This window comes from Mesorhizobium sp. LNHC221B00 (genome assembly GCF_000502935.1).
Classification (GTDB): Bacteria; Pseudomonadota; Alphaproteobacteria; order Rhizobiales; family Rhizobiaceae; genus Mesorhizobium; species Mesorhizobium opportunistum.
This window is the reverse complement of sequence record NZ_AYWR01000003.1, coordinates 357,452-375,137: the sequence shown is the minus strand read 5'-3', so window position 1 is coordinate 375,137 and position 17,686 is coordinate 357,452. Positions and strand designations below refer to the sequence as shown.

Genomic DNA, 17,686 nt, shown 5'->3' with positions numbered 1-17,686 from the left:
TTGCCAGCCCCGTCAGCGTGCCCCGTCAGAATGTCTCCACCCACGGCCTGAGCTCCATTTCCCAGGTCCAGGCGCTGCGCTGCTGGCGATGGATGGAGAGATAGGCCTCGGCAATCGCATCCGGTGACAGCCGGCGATCCTGCGGCTCGGACTCCTGGCCCGACGTCGCCGAAGCGATGGCGCCATCGATGATGAAGTGCGCGACGTGGATGTTCTTCGGGGCCAGTTCGCGGGCCATGGATTGCGCCAGTCCGCGCAAGCCGAATTTCGGCATGGCAAAACCGGCGGAGCCGGCGAATCCTTTCACGCTTGCCGTCGCGCCGGTGAAGAAGATCGAGCCTGACCCCAGGGCGAGAAGCCGCCGGGCCGCCTGCTGGCCGACCAGGAACCCACCATAGGCACCGACCAGCAATGCCTGCCGGACCGCCTCGGGATCGAGCTCGGTTATCGGGCCGCGGGCGCGCCCGCTGGCATTGAAAATCACGATCGAAAGCGGACCGGCCCTGTCGGCGACATCGAACAAACGCTCGACCGATGCGGGATCGGAGACATCCGTTGCCACGGCCTGCGCGCCGATCTGTGTCTGCAAGGCGCCGAGTTTCTCGATGTTGCGGGCGGCCAGGACGACGCGAAAGCCCTCGCCGGCGAGCAGGCGCGCCAGCGAGGCGCTCAATCCGGAGCCGGCGCCGGCGATGACGGCGACATTGGATGTCATGAGACCCTCCTTCTTTCCACTGATTGCGGCCGATCGCCGAATGACCCAGACGAAACCTGCCGGATCGGCGCGGCCCTGGCAACGCGCATGTCAGGAAGAAAAATGGCCGGGCGCGAAAGCGGCCCGGCCAAAAAGAAGGTCAAAACCTTCAGAGGGGAACACCGTTCAACGAAATGGGAGGAAAACGCTGAACGGATTTTTACCTTTTGAGCCGATTTCCGGCCAGATACGACGAATAATTTTCTAAAGATCGGCATGAGTTGCGAAAATCCTGTCCTTTCGAGCCTGTGAAGCTCAGCCGGCCCGGACTTCCGGTTCCAGCAGGTCCGCATAGTGGCGCCGCGCGACGTCGGGATGCGAACGCAGCCGGCTTTTCAGCACATTGGTTCCGACATCGCGAAACAGCGGATTGTCCGGATCGCTGGCCGGCTCGCGTGCCTGCGCCGCCAGTTCCTCGGAAAGACCAAGCAGCGGTATCGTCGCATCGAGCCTGGCGCTGAAGAAGAACGGCACCGAAATGCGCTCGACCCCGGCGGGCGGCGTCACCACGCGATGCACCGTCGCGCGCAAATAGCCGTTCGAGGCCAGTTCGAGCAGTTCGCCGATGTTGACGACGAGCGTTCCGGGAATGGGGTCCACATCCACCCAGCTTCCATCATAGTCGACCTGCAGCCCTTTGCTATCGTCCTGGAGCAGCAGCGTCAGGAAGCCGCCATCCTTGTGCGCGCCAACGCCCTGGTCGCCGGCGGTTGCATCGCGGCCAGGGTAGCGCACGATCTTCATGCGGTGATTGGGCTCCCCGCCATGGATCGGGTCGAAGACGTCCTCGGGCTGATCGAGCGACAGTGCGAAGGCCTTCAGCAATCGGATCGCCACCGCCGTCGCCTTGCCCTGCCAGGCAAGCAGCGCCGGTTTGAGCTCCGGCAGCGCCACGGGCCACTGGTTCGGGCCTTGCAGCCGCGTCCAGGCGGGAACCCCAGGGCCTTGCACCACGGGCTGGCGTTCGACGCCGATGTCGAGTTGTTCGCGCCAGTCCTCCTTGCCTCTGGTCAGTTCGCCACCTGCGCGCGTGTAGCCGCGGAACTGCGCGGATCTGACCATCTCGATTGCAAGCTTGTCGGCCTCCGGCAAGGCAAAGAAATGGCGCGATGCGGTGAGTACCTCGCTGATCTCTGCCCAGGAGATGCCATGTCTGGCCAGATAGAAAAAGCCGATGTCGCGCGAAGCGGAACGCAAGTCCGCCAGAAATGTCCGGCGCTCCGACGCGCCTTGCTCCGGACGGCTCAGATCGAGCACAGGCACTATTCTTGGCATATCAGGCTCCTTCCCCTAGTCTTTCGGGACGTGGCATGAACCTCCACTTGGAAAACCCAGCCAATTGAACATGCAGGCATTTTTCCGCGATCGGAGTCGCCATCAATGCTTGCAAGTTTCATCGACTTCCTACTGCCCGGAAAGGAACGATCGGCCCTCGTCGCGGCCACGACGGAACAATTTTTCCATTAGCACGGGCAAGCAGATGATGATGGCAACCGGACAGGTGGGGGCGCCCTCAACTCCGCCGGGCCGCATGGCTGTTCCCCACAGTCTCTTGGCTGCTTTCCGACAAGGTAAGGCCAGCGATCGCGCAATGTCGATATCTCTTCATTCTTGACCGAGTTTTAAGTCTCTGTAATAAGCTCGACAAAACAAGAGAACACGGATTTCGGGGAGGCCAATGGCGATACGCGATGTTCTGATGCGCGGGGATCTGGCGCTGACGCCGTCGGAAGAGAAGATCGTCCGGCTGCTGTTGACGGACTATCCGACCTCCGGCCTCGGCACCGCTTCCTCGCTCGCCCGGCGCGCCGGCGTCAGCGATCCGACCGTGGTCAGGCTGGTCGTCAAGCTCGGCTATGACGGGTTTCCGGATTTCCAGGCAAAGCTGCTGGCCGAGGTCGAGGCAAGGCTGCATTCGCCGCTGTTGATGATGGAGGCAAAGCGGCAAAGCGGCTCCAGCGACAGCGCCGTGCTCGCCTATCTCGATTCTGTCACCGCGGCTCTGCAGAAGGCCACCGCCGCGACCCCGGTGCAGACCTACGAGCGGGCCGCGCGCCTTTTGATGGAGGCCAAGGGCGAGATCGTCCTGGTTGGCGGCCGTTTCAGCCGGCACATCGCCGGCATGCTCGCAGGATATCTCGCGCAGTTCCGGTCCGGGGTCCGCGATCTGGGCGTGCTCTCTCCGCAGACATTCGACACGCTGGCCGATCTCGGCCGCCGCGACGTGCTCGTCGTCTTCGACTATCGCCGTTATCAGCTCGACGTGATGGCTTATGCAAGCCAGGCGGCGGCGCTCGATGTGCGCATCCTGCTTTTCACCGACCAATGGCTGTCGCCGATATCAAATCTTGCCGAAGTCACGATCGTCAGCCCGCTCGAAGTCGCCTCGCCCTACGACACGCTGGCGCCGGCGACCGCACAGATGGAAGCGCTTACCGCCCACATCGTTTCGACGCTGGGCGATGACGCCCGGGCTCGCATCGAGAGGATCGAGAAAGTACGACACGCCGACGCGGTCACGCTCGACAGCGGCCCGGACGAGAATGGCGCAGGCCAACCTGGACCACGCAGGACACCTGGACCCAAATCAGTAAAGCGGGACGACAAAGCATGACCGAAACCTTACCCAGGCGAGACGAAGCCTTCCGTCCCGGCGAGACAGCGCTGCTGCTCGTCGACATGCAGCGCATCTGGCTGGAACCGGGTGCCGATCCCTCGCATCCGGAGCGCGGCCCCGACCACTATTTCTACCGGCAGACATCCTCGCGGACGATCCCCAACCAGGAACGACTGCTGGCGGCGGCGCGGGCCAATGGCGTCGAGGTGCTGCACACCATCATCCAGAGCCTGACCGAAGACGGCCGCGACCGCTCGCTCGACCACAAGCTGACGCCGATCCATGTCGCGCCGAGCCTTGCCGAGGGCCTGCCGGTCGCCTCGCTGGCGCCGGTCGGCGACGAGATCATGCTGCCGAAGACCTCTTCCGGCATCTTCAACTCGACCAATGTCGACTATCTCCTGAAGAACCTCGGTATCCGTTATCTCGTCGTGGTCGGCGTGCTCACCGACCAGTGCGTCGACATGGCGGTGCGCGACGGAGCCGACCGTGGTTACCTCGTCACCTGCGTAGCGGATGCCTGCGCCACCATCACCCAGGAGCGCCACGACCTCGCGCTCAAGGCCTTCGGCGGATATTGCTGGGTCACCGATACCGACAGCGTCGTCGCCCGTTTCAATGCCTTGGGAAAAACAGCATGACATCGACCGTCGAGCCGCTCGTTGCCGTCGTCACCACCGATCTCTCCGCCGTCACGCGGGGCCGCTTCGTTGTCGAAAGCAAGTTGCAGAAGACCGCGACGACCGGCGTCGGCTGGCTGCAGGCCAATCTGTCGCTGACGCCGTTCAACTCGATCGTCGATCCCAACCCCTGGGGATCGTCGGGCGACCTACGGCTGGTCCCCGATCTCAAGACGCGCTTTCGCACCGCACGGACCGGATCGGCAACATCGTTCGACATGGTGGTCGGCGACATTGTCGAGCTCGACGGCAGCCCCTGGCTCGGTTGCACGCGAACCATGCTCAGGGATGCGCTGGCGGCGCTGAAGGCGGCGACCGGGCTCTCCGTCATCGCCGCTTTCGAGCATGAATTCCACATTGCCGACGGCGGCTTCGCGCCGGCGCATTCGATGTCCTTCGCCGCGCTCAGGCGGACGGATCCCTTCGCCCCCAATCTGATGGCGGCACTGGAAGAGGCAGGCGTCGGACCCGAAGTGGTCATTGCCGAATTCGGCGCGGAGCAGTTCGAAGTGACGCATGAGCCCGCCGATGCGCTGATCGCGGCCGACCGCGCCGTCGCTATCCGCGAGATCACGCGCGAAGTGGCGCGCAATGCCGGCTGGCGCGCGAGTTTCGCGCCCAAGACCGCCCCGGATGCCGTCGGCAATGGCGTGCACATCCATTTCAGCTTTGTCGACGAGGCCGGCAAGCCGGCAACCTACGATGCGGCACAGCCCGGTGGCCTTTCCGCCAGAGCCGGCGCCTTCTGCGCGGGCGTGCTGCGTCATCTGCCTGGGATGACCGCCATGACGGCATCGAGCGTCTCGTCCTTCTACCGGCTGAAGCCGCACAGTTGGAGTTCGTCCTACACCTGGCTCGCCGACCGCGACCGCGAGGCATCGCTGCGCATCTGTCCGACGGTGACGATCGGCGGGCGCGATCCAGCGCGGCAGTACAACATCGAGTATCGGGCAGCCGACGCCACCGGCAATCCCTATTTGTCGCTGGCCGCGATCGTCCGCGCCGGACTGGAAGGCTTGAAGGCGGATCTGCCGTCGCCGCCGCTGGTCACCGGTGACCCGACGCTGATGAGCGATGCGGAACGGACAAGGCTCGGCCTGGTACGGCTGCCTGAAACGCTGCCGGCGGCGCTGGACGCGCTCCTCGCCGACAGCACCGTGACGGGATGGTTCGCTCCGGTCTTTATCGAAACCTTCGTCGGACTCAAGCGGCACGAGGCCGAGCGCCTGGCCGGCCTCGATCCGGTTGCCGTCTGCGATCTCTACCGGACGCTTTATTGATGACTGCGCGGACTGAAAAAGACCTGCTTCCTCGAAAAGACTGGCCCGACGCCGTCGAGGTTCTCAACGAGCGCGGCCTCTCGGACATCGTCCTGTTGTGCGAGCACGCTTCCAATCACATGCCGGCGGAATATCGCCAGCTCGGGCTCGATGCCGGCCATCTGCGGCGCCACATCGCCTGGGATATCGGCGCCGCGGAGGTGACGCGCCTGTTGTCGGCACGGCTCGATGCGCCGGCCTTCCTCAGCGGCTATTCGCGGCTGCTGATCGACCTCAACCGGCCGCTGGGCACGCCAGGCAGCATTCCGGCGGTGTCGGAGGACACCGGCATTCCCGGCAATGTCGGCCTCGACAAGGCGGAACGGGACCGGCGCGCCAAAATCATGTTTTCGCCGTTCCATGAGCGGGTGGCGGCCCATCTCGACCGCCGGGTAGCCGAAGGCCGGCCGACGCGGATCGTGACGATCCACTCCTTCACGCCGGTGTTCCTCGGTGTCGCCAGGCCTTGGCATGCGGGCGTACTGCACGCGAACGGAGTCGATCTCGCCGAAACAATCCTTACAGCCCTGCGTGCCGACGCGGCACTCAACGTCGCGGCCAACGTGCCTTATGTGATCAGCCGCGACGCCGATTACGCCGTGCCCGTCCACGGTGACGACCGCGGCATCCCCGCAGTCCTCGTCGAAATCCGGCAGGATCTTTTGTCGACAAGGTCCGGCATCGAAGAATGGGCTGATCGGCTGGCGGCGGCGCTGCCCGCACAGACGAAGGCCATCCCTTGAGCAATGTCAGCCTGCGCGAGCGCGACGCCGCGACCATCGCGCAGATCGGCAAGCTGCGGTTCTCGCCGCTCAGCGTGATTGGTGGCCAGGGCAACCGGCTGATCGAGGAAGGCGGCCGGTCGGTGCTCGACCTGTCGGGATCGGCCGGCCCAGTGGTCTCGCTGGCCGAGCGGTTGCTCGCGATCACATGCCGCCGCTGGCGCTGACCGAAGACGAAGTGGCCGAGGGCGCGGCGATCGTCGACCAGGCGATCGCCGACGTGAGTGTCGGCAAGGTGTCAGATGCGGATGTCGCGTCCTTCATGATGTGGTGACGGGCGGCGCGCCTGCGAGGAAACACGGTCGCCGTCCAACCTAGAGCAATTCACCGTTTCACGGAAACGGCGAACCGCTCTATCTTTTTGTTTTTACGCAATTCCGGACAGAAAACCGTGTCACACTTTTCCTGGAATTGCTTTAGGCAGCGCCGCCAGATCGATCTCGGTGATGTGCCAGCGGCCAAGATTTGCGGTGTAGAGTTTGTCGCCCTTGAAGGCGATGTTGGTGGGGTGCGCCAGCGTGGTCGCGGCTGGATCCTCGATCAGCACTTCGAGGCCTTTATCCTTGCGCCAGCGATAGATGCGGCTCGGTTCGTAGCACGAGATGAACAGCGAGCCGTCGGGCGCGAAGGCAACGCCATCAGGGACATTGCTCACGCCTTCGACGACAACTTCTCGCGGCCCTGCCGTGCCGTCCGCGAGGATCGGCACATGGCTGATGCAGGGCGCATCGCTTTCCACGACGTAGAGCCCATTGCCACCAGGCGCCATGGCCATGCCGTTGGCGAAGGACATCGCCTCCCGGCACCACAGGCCGCCCTCGCCTGTCTCGAGGTCATAGCGGAAGATGCCGGAGCGATTGTCCTCGCCGACGCTGTCCGACACGTAGAGGCAATTCTTCGCCTCGTCGACGATTGGATAATTCGGTACCCGGATGCCCGACGAAGCGAAGCGTTCCATGCGCCGGGTCGCGGCATCCCAGCGAAAGATCGCGGCATGCCTGAGATCGCAAGCAAAGCAGTTGCCCGCGCTGTCGAAGGCAATGCCGAGCAGAAAGCCGCCCGTGGCGCCCATGCGCTCGACCGAACCGCCGTCGGCGGCCAGGCGCAGCAGGTCGCCGGTCTCGGTGCCGCACCAGATCGACCCATCGCTGTGGACGGCCACGCCTTCCGGATGCGCGACGCGCGGATTGGTGAAGATGCCGTCGAAGAAGACGCGCGCGGCGGACATATCGAGCAACGGCTTTGCCATGGGTTCCTGCTTGCGATCATGATCCCTGTGCGGCGATGCAGCGCTCGACCATGGCGCGATCGGCGGCAAGAATCTCGGCGATCAGCGCGCCGCGCTGCTTGGCGCTGACGAATTCCAGGCGACGCAGACCGAGCGGGTCGATGCGGTTTCGCAGAACAGCGAGCGTATCGCCGGAAGGCAGCGGAACCTCCAGGCAATCGGCGTCGAAGGTCACCGCAAAGCCGGTGGCGTCGCGGATCTGTTGCCGCGTGACGCCAGGCATGATTTCGATGACGGTCAATTCCCTGGATGTCGGGTCGAGCCTGAAGATGCAGAGATCGGTGAAGACCAGCGCCTTGCCGGTGCGATAGCCCATCGGCTCGCGCTCGGCCGGCGTCAGCAGCCCACGGGCGGAGCTGACGATCTCGACCTCATCCACCAGCGACTGGGCTGAATGACGGGGGATATAGAGCAGATAGTCGCGATGCATGTTGGCGACATCGGCCATCCCGCCTTGTCCGGGCAGCCGGATCAGACCGCCGCTTGGTTTGCGGAGCGCGATGGTATTGACGCGGCCGCGCCGGTCGACCTGTGCCGCGCCGACGATCTCATGCGTCACGGCCCCGGCCTGATAGTAGGTCGAATAGGTGTCGTCGCCGCCGGCATGCGCCACCGCCGTCTCGCAATCCAGGCTTTCGATCAGCGACAGGACCATCGGGCTTGGAGCGATGTCGAGATGGCCGCAGCTCATCGTCGCGATGATCATGTCCGGCGCATGAGTTGCCTTGGCCAGCCGATAGGCGACGTTGGCGAGCGGGGACACCGCGCCGGCGCTGGTAAAGCTCTCATTGTCGAGTTCGGCGGCGATGCGGACGGCGATGATCTCGTCGACGGATGCTTTCTCTTCGCTCCGCGCGAGCGCTGGCATGGCAAGGACCGTCTCAGGGCGGACCTGCGCAGTCTCTCGGAGCCATACCGGCACGCCTTCGGACGGCGGGCGCAGATTGTCCGTCAAGGGCGTTTCCCTGGCCGCGAATGCCTCCGACAATGCCTGATAATCGGTGACGTAGAATGGCAGGCAGGAGGCCGGCCAGGCACCGCCCGGCGCCAGGGCTATGGCCGACACTTGGTTGCGGGTCAGGATGCTCTGGCGCCCGTCCTTCCGCAGCGCCCCGATCGGGACGATTTCCTCGACGGTGACCAGCACCTTGCGCGCCGCGCCCGCCATGGCGAAGTCCAGTGCGCGCGGCCCGATGATCTGCACATTGCCGCTTTCATCCGCGCGCTGCGCGTGGACAATGAAGGTATCGAGCCGTAATGGTGGGATGAACCCCATAGCGGTCCCTGCAATCGGATCGGGCCTAGCGCTTGCGCCCGATATCCGCGCGAGCATGTCCGATCCCTCGGGAAGCTGAAACGGCATCGATGGCAGGTTCTGCTGCGCCGCCCGCAACGCCTGGATCATGGCCAGCGCCGTCCAATCACGAACCGGGATCGCGCCGGTTTCGGCTGCGGCGCGGAACCTTGGCGGCAGGCCGAAAATGTCGAGGCTGGAAAAACAGAGGTCGATTTCAGCCACCGCGCCCGCTTCGAGCAGCAGTTCGAGCGGCAAGCCGCCTGCCCAGCAGATGTAACGCAACTCCTTGACGCCCGAGCCGGCTATCGCACGCAGCAATGCAATCGGCAGCCGGGCGAAATGGTGGCCGCCGACGCCGAGCGCGTCGCCTTGGCCGACCATCGCGACCAGCCCCTCGATATCGGTGAAGCGCGGCCGGTTCGGCTTGACCAGCGACTTTGCGGCACGGTTCGTCACAGCGCGGATGCCTCGATGCGATAGCGGGTCATGAACGGTTTTTCCGGCGAGAATTCCAACGCCGTCGCAATGCCGGACTGGGCGATCGGATTGTCGGCCAACGCGGTTGCCGGACCGAGCCCGAAGGGCGAGCAGATCGGCTCGATGCCGATGGCGACATGACGCCCATTCCAGGGTGCAGCCTTGCGGCCGCGGTTGGAATACCAGAGCAGAAGGCTTGGGAAATGCTCTTTCTGCCAGGAGAGTTTTACCCGGTAGCCGTCCTCATGGTTGGCAAGCGCCACCGCGTCGTCGAGACCCTCGATCTGCAGCAGTTCTTCGGTATCGGCGGCCAGCGGGACCCGCGAGGCATCAGTCGTGCCGCCGGCTCGCGCCGGTACGCTGGCCAGCTCAGTGAAGGATCTGTTCCGGGCGAACAGCGCGGCGCCGAGCTCGACATCGTGTGGATAGGTGCGGCCTTCATCGAAGCCGCCGAATTCCAGCGTGGCGGCACCCGTCTCTGACGGTAGTCGGAACACTGGATGAAGACCGATCGGCAGTCGGCAGGCGCGGCGAACGACGATCTTGAATTCAATGTCGATGGCCGGCGCCGACGGATCGGGTGTGATCGTGCGCTCAACGCGCTCGACCGGACTTCGCTCGGGATAGGCGAGCCCCAGCGACAAGGATGCGCCGTCGCTGTCGCGCCATGTCCAGTCATGGTTGGAGCTGTGGCCATGGACTTCTTCGTCGCGCTCCGGCGGCCCCATCACGCCTGCCCAGTCCTCCGGCCATCCGTCGGCGGGCACCGAGTAACCGAAGGGCACGCAAGGCCATTCGCCGCGCAATTTGCGCAGAATGCCCGGCAGCGCTTCCACCTCTGGCTCGTTCGACCAGGGTGCGATGTGCATCGGCGAGACCTGCCGGCCATTGTCTAGGACGAAGGTCACCGGCGCCAGCATCGCGCCGAGCCGCTGGACGGTCAGCGCACCATGCGCCCAGCCCAACCCGCGATAGGCGTCGTTGGTCTTCACGGTCCGGCCTTCTTCGCCTTTGTCGTGCTCCGCTCGGCGAACTCCCTAACCCGCCGCTGGCCGATCTCGCTACGGTAGAGGTCTCCCAATATGTCGCGCTCCATGGCGAGGCCGTCGGCCAGATCGCCCGACACGGCATGCGCCGTCAGCTTCTTCAGGCCTTCGATCGCAGCTGCCGGCTCGGCGGCGATCATCTCGGCCAGTTCCAGTGCGCGCGGCATCAGCCGGTCGACATCGACGATCTCGTTGACCAGGCCGGCGGCGGCGAATTCGGAGGCCGGCACGATGACGCCGGTCATCAGCAGAAGATTGGCGCGGTTGCGGCCGAGCCTGGCGACGCTGCGTTGCGTGCCGCCACCGCCGGGGATCAGCCCGAGCTTGATCTCCGGCAGGCCGAGTTTGGCGAACTGGTTGGCGATGACGATGTCGCAGCACAGCACCAGCTCCATGCCGCCGCCCAAGGCGAAACCGTTCACCGCCGCGATCACCGGCTTGCGGTTGTCTTCGATGGCCGCGTACATGCGCGTGCCGGCAGTCTGGAACGTATCGAATTCAGGGCCTGTCTGTGCGGCATATTCCTTGATGTCGGCGCCGGCCATGAAGCCGCGCCCCTCGCCGGTCACCACGATCGCGCCGACACCCGCATCTTGAGACAGCGCCTCGAACGCCTCGGTGATCTCACCTTGCATCAGCCTGTTCATGGCGTTGAGCTGATCGGCCCGCCGAAAGGTGACGATCGCGACGCGGCCCGACATTTCGACCGTGAGTGTCCGGTGGGCGCGCATCGTCAGGCTGCATCCACGGTCATGTCGCCGGATGCCTCGAGAGCGGCGATCTCGTCCTTCGACAGGCCGAACTCGGCCAGGATCTCACGGCCATGCTGGCCGACCAGCGGCGCCGGGCGGTCGATGGTCGCCGGCGTCTCGCTCATCTTGACCGCCGGAGCCACCACCCGCACCTTGCCACCACGTGGATGATCGTAGCTGGTGATCATGCCCATATGCGTGACCTGCGGATCCTCGGCCGCGCGGCGGATGTCCTTCACCTCGGCGCACCAGATGTCGACCGAGAGCAGGCGTGCCAGCAGATCCTGCGTGCCGAACTTCTTGGTCTCGGCATTGACCTTGTTGAACACTTCGTCGCGCTTGTCGAACAAGGTTTTCAGGTCGTCGTAGACGGCAAGCTGCGGCGCCTCCAGCACCTCGTACAGCGTCTTGAACGGGCTCATGGCGATCGAAATATAGCCGCCATCCTTTGTCTCGTAGATGCCGAACGGCGCTTGCATGCCGGGATGGCCGATGCCGGATTTCGGCCGCACGAAATCCTCGCCGAGGTTGAGCACCGCGACATATTCCTGGTTGAGATGTGCCAGCAGGCCGGCCAGCAGGTTGACCTCGATCTTCTGGCCCTTGCCGGTCTTCTCGCGATAGTAGAGCGCCGACAGGATGCCGTANTGCCGTAGACCATGTTCATGGCGCCGATCTGGTCGGCAAGGCCGGCACCGGCGGGAACCGGCGCCTGGTCGCCGCGGCCGGTGTTGGCAATCAGCCCGGCGAGCCCCTGGATCAGCATGTCCTGGCCGGGGCGCTCGACATAGGGACCCTCCTCGCCATACCCCGAACCCGAGCAGTAGATGATGCGCGGATTGACGGCCTTGAAGTCATCGTAGCCATAGCCGAGCTTGGCCAGCACGCCGGGGCGGAAATTCTGCACCACGACGTCGGCGCTCCTGGCCATCTCCATGAGGATGGCATGCACCTTGCGGCTCTTCAGATTGAGCGCGATCGAACGCTTGTTGCGGTTCCAGGCGAGGAAATTCGGGCTCTCCGAGCCGCCCACCCATTTGGCGAAGAAGGTCATGCCGCGGAACATGTCGCCGGCGCCGGCACGCTCGATCTTGATGACATCGGCGCCCATGTCGCCGAGCAGCTGCGTGGCGAACGGTCCTTGCAGCAGATGGCTGAAATCGAGGATGCGGACGCCTTCAAGGGCCTTGTTCATTTCAGATCTCATTTCAAAGTTTTCAAAGCAGTTCGGGAACGTAGCGCGGGGCAGCGGTCAGCCCGCCGTCGACACGCAGGTCGGTGCCGGTGGTGAAGCCGGCGGCGTCCGATGCCAGATAGACGGCGGCCTCCGCCACTTCGGAAGGCTCGCCGATGCGGCCGAGCGGATGCATCTTGACCCAGGCTTTCGCCAGATTGCCGCCGATCTCCTTGATCAACCTGTCGTTCATCGGCGTGTTGATGGTGCCCGGCGAGATCGAATTGACGCGGACGTTCATCGGCCCGAACTCGACCGCCATCTGCCGCGTCATCGCCATCACCGCGCCCTTGGCGCCGGCATAGGCGGTCCAGCCATCGAGCCCGATATGGCCCTGTGCCGAGGCCATGTTGATGATCGAGCCCGACTTCTGCGCGATCATGTGCGGCAGCGCGTATTTGCAGCCGCGAAACACGCTGGTCAGGTTGACCGCGATTAGCCGGTGCCACTGCTCGTCGGTCATCTCGTGCACCGGCATGCCGCCAATGGCGATGGCGGCGTTGTTGACCAGAATGTCGAGGTGCCCGGTCTTGCCGACGGCACTGTCGATAAGGCCTGATATGTCGGTCTCCTGCGAGACGTCGCAATGGACATAGTCGGCACGGTGGCCCGCCGCGCGTAGTGCGGCCGCGAAATCCTCGCCCGCACTGTCGGCGATATCGCCCAGGAAGACATGCGCGCCTTCGCGCGCCATCGCCTGCGCGATCGCATGGCCGATGCCGTCGGCGGCACCGGTAATGATTGCGGTTTTCCCCTCAAGACGAGCCATGTCAGCCTCCGTTCGCGCGCCGGCGTTTCGCCTCGTCGAAGGCGACGGCGGCAATGATGATCATGCCGGTGATGACCAGCTGCCATTCGGTCGGCAGGCCGAGCCCGCGCAGGCCGTTGGACAGGAACTGCAGGATCAGCACGCCGAGCGCCATGCCGGTCAGGCTGCCGATGCCGCCAGCAAGGCTGACGCCGCCGAGCACCGTCGCGGCAACCACCTGGAATTCGAAATTCAGCCCTGCCGTGTGCTGCGCCGAACCGACGCGCGCGGCCAGGATGATGCCGGCGACAGTCGCCAGCAGCGCGCTGATGATGAAGCAGATGAACTTGACACGCCGCACGTCATAACCCGCCAGCCGCGCCACTTCCTGGTTGCCGCCGACGGCATAGATCTGCCGTCCGAACGGCCGGTGCTGCATCATGTAGGCGAAGGCTGCAAGCAGGACGATGGCGATGACCGCCGAATAGGGGAGAATGTTGAACAGGCGGCCATCCGACAACGCAATGAAGCTGTCGAGACTGGCGTCGTCCGGGATCGCGCGCTGGCCGGTGTAGAGATAGACGCCGCCGCGCATGATGAACATCGTGCCCAGCGTCACGATCAGCGAGTTGATGCCGGCATAGGCGGTGAGATAGCCGTTCACCACGCCGATGATCAGCCCGAACAGCAGCGCGCCACCGATGCCGAGCAGCAGCGAGTTGGTGTCGTTCATGATGATGATCAGCGGCAGCGCGATGGTCGCGAGCAGCGAGCCGATCGAAATGTCGACCTCGCCGGAAATGAAGACGACGGCACAGCCGATGCCGGCGATCAACGGCAACGACGCCTGGCCGAGCACGTTGGTCAGGTTGCGCACGGAAAAGAAATTCTCGACCGTGAAGGAAAAGAACGCCAACACCAGGATGAAGCAGATCAGCAGCGCCAGTTCCTGCCGGGCAAAGAGCCGCGCCAGCACAGATGGCTGGGTTTTTGCTGAGGCCGTGCTTGCAAGGCTCATCGCTTGCTCCCTTTCAAGTACGGACCACGGGGTAGGCCGCGAACCACCATGGTCTCACCCGATCGCCGCATTGAGGATCTTTTCCTGCGTAGCCTCTTCGCGCGACATGATCACGGTGAGGCGGCCTTCGCACATCACCGCGATCCGGTCGGCGAGACCGAGCAGTTCCGGCATCTCGGACGTCATCATGACCACCGCCAAACCTTCGCCGGCGAGCCGGTCGATGAGCGCGAAGATTTCCGACTTGGCACCGACATCGATGCCGCGTGTCGGCTCGTCGACGACGATCACCTTCAAGCCTCGCATCAGCCAGCGCGAGATCAGCACCTTCTGCTGATTGCCGCCCGACAGGTTCTTCACCTGCTGGAACAGGCTGGGAGTCTTGATACGGAAGCGATCGACATAATCCTGCACCGCCTGGTGCTCCCTGGCCTTGTCGACGAACCCCAGGCGGGCGAAGGCGCCAAGCGAGGCCAGGCTGGCATTCTGGTAGACGGGCAGCTCGGCCATCAGACCTTCGCTCTTGCGATCCTCGGTGAGCAGGCCGATGCCGANGCCGAGCCTGACGCCGGTGCGCGTATCGTGCGGCGCGAGGCGACCGCCATCTACCGTGATCGTCCCCGATGTGATCGGGTCGTAACCGACGATCGCCTTGGCGAGTTCGGTGCGGCCGGCGCCCATCAATCCGAAGAAGCCAAGAACCTCGCCGGCACGGGCCTCGAAGGATACGTCATGCAGCTTCTTCGCCGTGCTCAGTCCTTCCACGGACAGGGCAATCTTGCTGCCCGCCGCGCCGCGCTGGCGGGGAAACAGATTGTCGATGCGCCGGCCGATCATGTCCTGGATCAGCGTGTCATTGGTGTGCTCGCCGATCGGCCTGGTCGAGATGTGTTTGCCATCGCGCAGCACCGTCACCGTGTCGGCGATCTCGAACACCTCGTCGAGCTTGTGGCTGACATAGACCACCGCGATGCCGAGGGCAGCCAACCGGCGGATGACGGTGAACAGCAGCGAGACTTCATTTGGCGTCAGCGAGGAGGTCGGCTCGTCCATGACCACGACGCGGGCTTCATGAGCGAGCGCGCGGGCAATCTCGACCATCTGCTGCTGGCTGACCGGCAGCGATCCGGTGCGCGCGGCTGGGTCGACATTGAAGCCGATGCGGTTGAACAGGGCCGCCGAATCGGCGCGGATCTTCTTCCAGTCGATCGAGCCCATCTTGCCGGTCGGATAGCCTTCGAGGAAGATGTTCTCGGCGACGGTGAATTCGGAGATCAGCGCGATCTCCTGGAAGACGACCTTGATGCCTTCCTTCAGGCTGTCGCGCGGCGACTTGATGTCGACCTCGCGTCCGCGCATGCGGATGGTGCCGGCATCCTTGCCGTAGACGCCGGCCATGATCTTGATCAGCGTCGACTTGCCGGCGCCGTTCTCGCCCATCAAGGCATGGATCCTGCCGGGCTCCAGCGTGAAGTCGACATTGTCCAGCGCCACGACGCCAGGGAAGCGCTTGTCGATGCCGCGCAATTCCAGCGCCGGCACGTTGGTGTCGATGGCCGCGGCTTCGCCGGGGTGCAGGAAATCAACGGACATTGGCTCTGTTCCGGATGATATCGAGATAGGTGGCGAGGATGATGACAACGCCCGGCACCACCATCTGCAGGTCCTGGTTCCAGCCGAGGATGATGATGCCGTTGTCGATCACCTTCAGCACCAGCACGCCGAGCAAGGTGCCGAACAGCGATCCACGGCCGCCGAGCAAGCTGGTGCCACCGAGAATGACGGCGGCGATGACGGTCAATTCGAAGCCACGGCCGGCGGTCGGCTGGCCGGCATTCATCAGCGATGACAGGATCATGCCGGCAATGCCGACGCAGAGCCCGGTGACGACGAAGGCGAACAGCTTGAGGCGCTCCGAGCGCAGGCCGGACAGGCGCACCGCCTTTTCATTGGCGCCGACCGCATAGAGGTAGCGACCGAGCGTGGTGAAGCGCAGCGTCACATAGGCGACCACGAAGATCAGCGCCGCCAGGATGACGGGAACCGGCGCCGCCCCGACATAGCCGGCGCCGAGATCGGTGAAGCTTGCGAGCTGATTGTGGTTCTGCACCGCCTCGCGGGTGAACAGATAGACGCCACCCTGCAGCATCATCATCGTGCCGATGGTGGCGATCAGCGAGTTGACCCTCAGCCGGGTAACGACCAGGCCATTGAACAGGCCGACGCCGCCGGCAAAGGCGAGCGCTGCCAACATGCCGAGTGTGAGGCTGTGGGTTGAATTCAGCACCGCCATGCCGATGCAGCCGACGAAGGCGAGCGAAGCACCGACCGAGAGGTCGACCTCGGCGGTGATGATGAGCATGGTCATGCCCGAGGCGACGATCAGCACCAGCGCGCATTGGCGCAGGATGGCGATGATGTTGGCCTCCGAATAGAATTGCGGCGCCGCGATCGAGATGGCGATGCACAGCACCGCCAGGATGACGCCCAGCACAAGCTGGCTGCTGCCCAGCAGCTGGCCGCCGATCAAGCGCTTCGGCGCGGAGGCGTGTGTAAGCTCGCTCATGTCAGTCCATTCCCGGCCACTTGCCAAGTGCCCTTCCCGCGATGCGGGAAGGGCGCTGTCGGCAGCCTTACTTTTTCAGGTCAGCCGAGGTCTTCATGCATTTTGCGGGCGGCTGCAGCGCGTTGACGGCGTCCCATTTGATGGTGCGGGTGGTGCCGTCATAGTCGTAATATTTCTTCCAGTCCTCGCCGTTCATCGGCGCGGTCGGGCTGACGATGTGCTCCGGCACTTCCTCGTTGTTGAAGAGCTTGACAGCGGCGTCGATGGCGGTGAAGCCTTCCTTTTCAGGGAACATCGCTGCCTCGATGCGGTAGGACGGCTCGTTCTGCATGGCGTTGATGAAGGCAAGGCCCTCGCCACCGGTACCGACGGTCAGCAAGCCATCCTGCGACTTGCCGGCCGCCTTCCAGGCCTGCAGGCCACCCAGCGAGGACGAATCGTTGATGCCATAGATGATGTTGATGTCGGCATTCTTGGCCAGGGCCGCCGAAGACACTTCGAGCGCGCGGTCCGGATTGCCACCGCCATCAAGGTCGTGGACCATGACCGCGTCGGGGATGATGGTCTTCAGCCCGTCCATGAAGCCGTGCGAGCGCAGCACCGTGGCGGAAAGCAGGGGAAGGCCGACATTCATCACCTTGGCGACACCGCCGAGCTTGTCCTTGGCGTATTTGCCGGCCTCCACGCCGGACATGTAGCCGGTGTCGTAGTCGCAGATGGCGACCATCGTGGTCATGCCCTTGACAGGGTTGCCTTCGAGCACCACGGGAATGTTGGCGGCTTTGGCCTGACGCAGCAGCGGCACCACGCCTTCTTCATTCACCGGGGTGATGATCAGCACGTCGACGCCCTTGGCGATAAAATCCTCGGCCGCGGCGACCTGCTTGGATATGTCGAGATTGGCGTCCTGGACCTCGACCTCGATTCCGAGTTCCTTGCCGTGCGCCTTCATGCCCTTGATGACGTTCTGATACCACTCATGGGTGGCGTAGTTGGTGACATAGCCGATGCGCTTGGGCATGTTCTCGGCATGCGCCGCCGCGGCGCCCAGGGCCAGCAGGGCCGCGGATGCGAACAGGATTGATTTGGACCGGTGCATTTTCTTCTC

At 64.3% G+C, this 17,686-nt stretch carries 18 protein-coding genes and 1 pseudogene; 6 read left to right on the top strand and 13 right to left on the bottom strand.

Annotation, left to right across the window (positions count from 1 at the left end; all coding sequences use genetic code 11):
* Window positions 1-25: 25 nt before the first annotated feature.
* Together X741_RS160410 and X741_RS160415 are read right to left on the bottom strand one after the other, a co-directional pair.
* Entirely contained in the window at window positions 26-715 is a 690-nt protein-coding gene (locus X741_RS160410; protein WP_023776640.1) for an SDR family NAD(P)-dependent oxidoreductase, read from the bottom strand.
* Window positions 716-1,009: 294 nt separating this feature from the next.
* Window positions 1,010-2,029, bottom strand: a complete 1,020-nt coding sequence (locus X741_RS160415; protein ID WP_023776639.1) for an isopenicillin N synthase family oxygenase — start codon at window positions 2,027-2,029, stop codon at window positions 1,010-1,012.
* Window positions 2,030-2,432: 403 nt separating this feature from the next.
* Here X741_RS160415 and X741_RS160420 point away from each other — a divergent pair, with 403 nt between their 5' ends.
* From X741_RS160420 to X741_RS1000000171420, 6 genes are read left to right on the top strand one after another with little or no spacing between them, the layout of a single operon-like run.
* Window positions 2,433-3,368: a MurR/RpiR family transcriptional regulator gene (locus tag X741_RS160420; RefSeq protein ID WP_023776638.1), complete on the top strand. Its 936-nt coding sequence runs from the start codon at window positions 2,433-2,435 to the stop codon at window positions 3,366-3,368.
* Window positions 3,365-4,012, top strand: a complete 648-nt coding sequence (locus X741_RS160425; protein ID WP_023776637.1) for an isochorismatase family cysteine hydrolase — start codon at window positions 3,365-3,367, stop codon at window positions 4,010-4,012. The genes X741_RS160420 and X741_RS160425 overlap by 4 nt, the downstream gene beginning before the upstream one ends.
* Complete coding sequence (locus X741_RS160430; protein ID WP_023776636.1) at window positions 4,009-5,331, top strand: glutamine synthetase; 1,323 nt, start codon at window positions 4,009-4,011, stop codon at window positions 5,329-5,331. The genes X741_RS160425 and X741_RS160430 overlap by 4 nt, the downstream gene beginning before the upstream one ends.
* Window positions 5,331-6,113: an N-formylglutamate amidohydrolase gene (locus X741_RS160435; protein WP_023776635.1), complete on the top strand. Its 783-nt coding sequence runs from the start codon at window positions 5,331-5,333 to the stop codon at window positions 6,111-6,113. Before X741_RS160430 ends, X741_RS160435 begins: the two co-directional genes overlap by 1 nt.
* The gene (locus X741_RS160440; protein WP_023776634.1) at window positions 6,110-6,319 is read left to right on the top strand and encodes a hypothetical protein; all 210 of its coding nucleotides are present in this window, start codon (window positions 6,110-6,112) and stop codon (window positions 6,317-6,319) included. Before X741_RS160435 ends, X741_RS160440 begins: the two co-directional genes overlap by 4 nt.
* Window positions 6,301-6,426, top strand: a complete 126-nt coding sequence (locus X741_RS1000000171420; RefSeq protein ID WP_023776633.1) for a hypothetical protein — start codon at window positions 6,301-6,303, stop codon at window positions 6,424-6,426. Before X741_RS160440 ends, X741_RS1000000171420 begins: the two co-directional genes overlap by 19 nt.
* Before the next feature lie 120 nt (window positions 6,427-6,546).
* Here X741_RS1000000171420 and X741_RS160445 read toward each other — a convergent pair whose 3' ends face one another.
* The 11 genes and pseudogenes from X741_RS160445 to X741_RS160485 form a co-directional block, all read right to left on the bottom strand.
* A complete protein-coding gene (locus tag X741_RS160445) occupies window positions 6,547-7,401 on the bottom strand; it encodes an SMP-30/gluconolactonase/LRE family protein (protein ID WP_023776632.1) in 855 nt (284 codons plus the stop codon).
* Window positions 7,402-7,417: 16 nt separating this feature from the next.
* The gene (locus X741_RS160450) at window positions 7,418-9,193 is read right to left on the bottom strand and encodes a CoA-transferase (RefSeq protein WP_023776631.1); all 1,776 of its coding nucleotides are present in this window, start codon (window positions 9,191-9,193) and stop codon (window positions 7,418-7,420) included.
* Window positions 9,190-10,206 carry a hypothetical protein gene (locus X741_RS160455; protein WP_023776630.1) on the bottom strand — a complete coding sequence of 339 codons (1,017 nt, stop codon included), beginning with the start codon at window positions 10,204-10,206 and terminating at the stop codon, window positions 9,190-9,192. The genes X741_RS160450 and X741_RS160455 overlap by 4 nt, the downstream gene beginning before the upstream one ends.
* Window positions 10,203-10,991, bottom strand: coding sequence for an enoyl-CoA hydratase/isomerase family protein (locus tag X741_RS160460; RefSeq protein ID WP_023776629.1), 789 nt, complete (start codon window positions 10,989-10,991; stop codon window positions 10,203-10,205). The genes X741_RS160455 and X741_RS160460 overlap by 4 nt, the downstream gene beginning before the upstream one ends.
* 2 nt (window positions 10,992-10,993) lie before the next feature.
* Complete coding sequence (locus X741_RS1000000171415; RefSeq protein ID WP_280940328.1) at window positions 10,994-11,605, bottom strand: CoA transferase; 612 nt, start codon at window positions 11,603-11,605, stop codon at window positions 10,994-10,996.
* 122 nt (window positions 11,606-11,727) lie between these two features.
* Window positions 11,728-12,207, bottom strand: a pseudogene (locus X741_RS1000000171410) (CaiB/BaiF CoA-transferase family protein); the annotation flags it as partial.
* A 22-nt stretch (window positions 12,208-12,229) separates the two neighbouring features.
* Window positions 12,230-13,015 (bottom strand): SDR family oxidoreductase, encoded by a 786-nt coding sequence (locus tag X741_RS160465; protein ID WP_023776628.1) that lies wholly within the window; start codon window positions 13,013-13,015, stop codon window positions 12,230-12,232.
* Window position 13,016: 1 nt separating this feature from the next.
* The gene (locus X741_RS160470) at window positions 13,017-14,012 is read right to left on the bottom strand and encodes an ABC transporter permease (RefSeq protein WP_023776627.1); all 996 of its coding nucleotides are present in this window, start codon (window positions 14,010-14,012) and stop codon (window positions 13,017-13,019) included.
* A 54-nt stretch (window positions 14,013-14,066) separates the two neighbouring features.
* Window positions 14,067-15,605 (bottom strand): sugar ABC transporter ATP-binding protein, encoded by a 1,539-nt coding sequence (locus tag X741_RS160475; protein WP_023776626.1) that lies wholly within the window; start codon window positions 15,603-15,605, stop codon window positions 14,067-14,069.
* Entirely contained in the window at window positions 15,595-16,578 is a 984-nt protein-coding gene (locus X741_RS160480; RefSeq protein ID WP_023776625.1) for an ABC transporter permease, read from the bottom strand. The genes X741_RS160475 and X741_RS160480 overlap by 11 nt, the downstream gene beginning before the upstream one ends.
* A 67-nt stretch (window positions 16,579-16,645) precedes the next feature.
* Window positions 16,646-17,677 (bottom strand): sugar ABC transporter substrate-binding protein, encoded by a 1,032-nt coding sequence (locus X741_RS160485; RefSeq protein WP_013893838.1) that lies wholly within the window; start codon window positions 17,675-17,677, stop codon window positions 16,646-16,648.
* Between the last annotated feature and the right edge of the window lie 9 nt (window positions 17,678-17,686).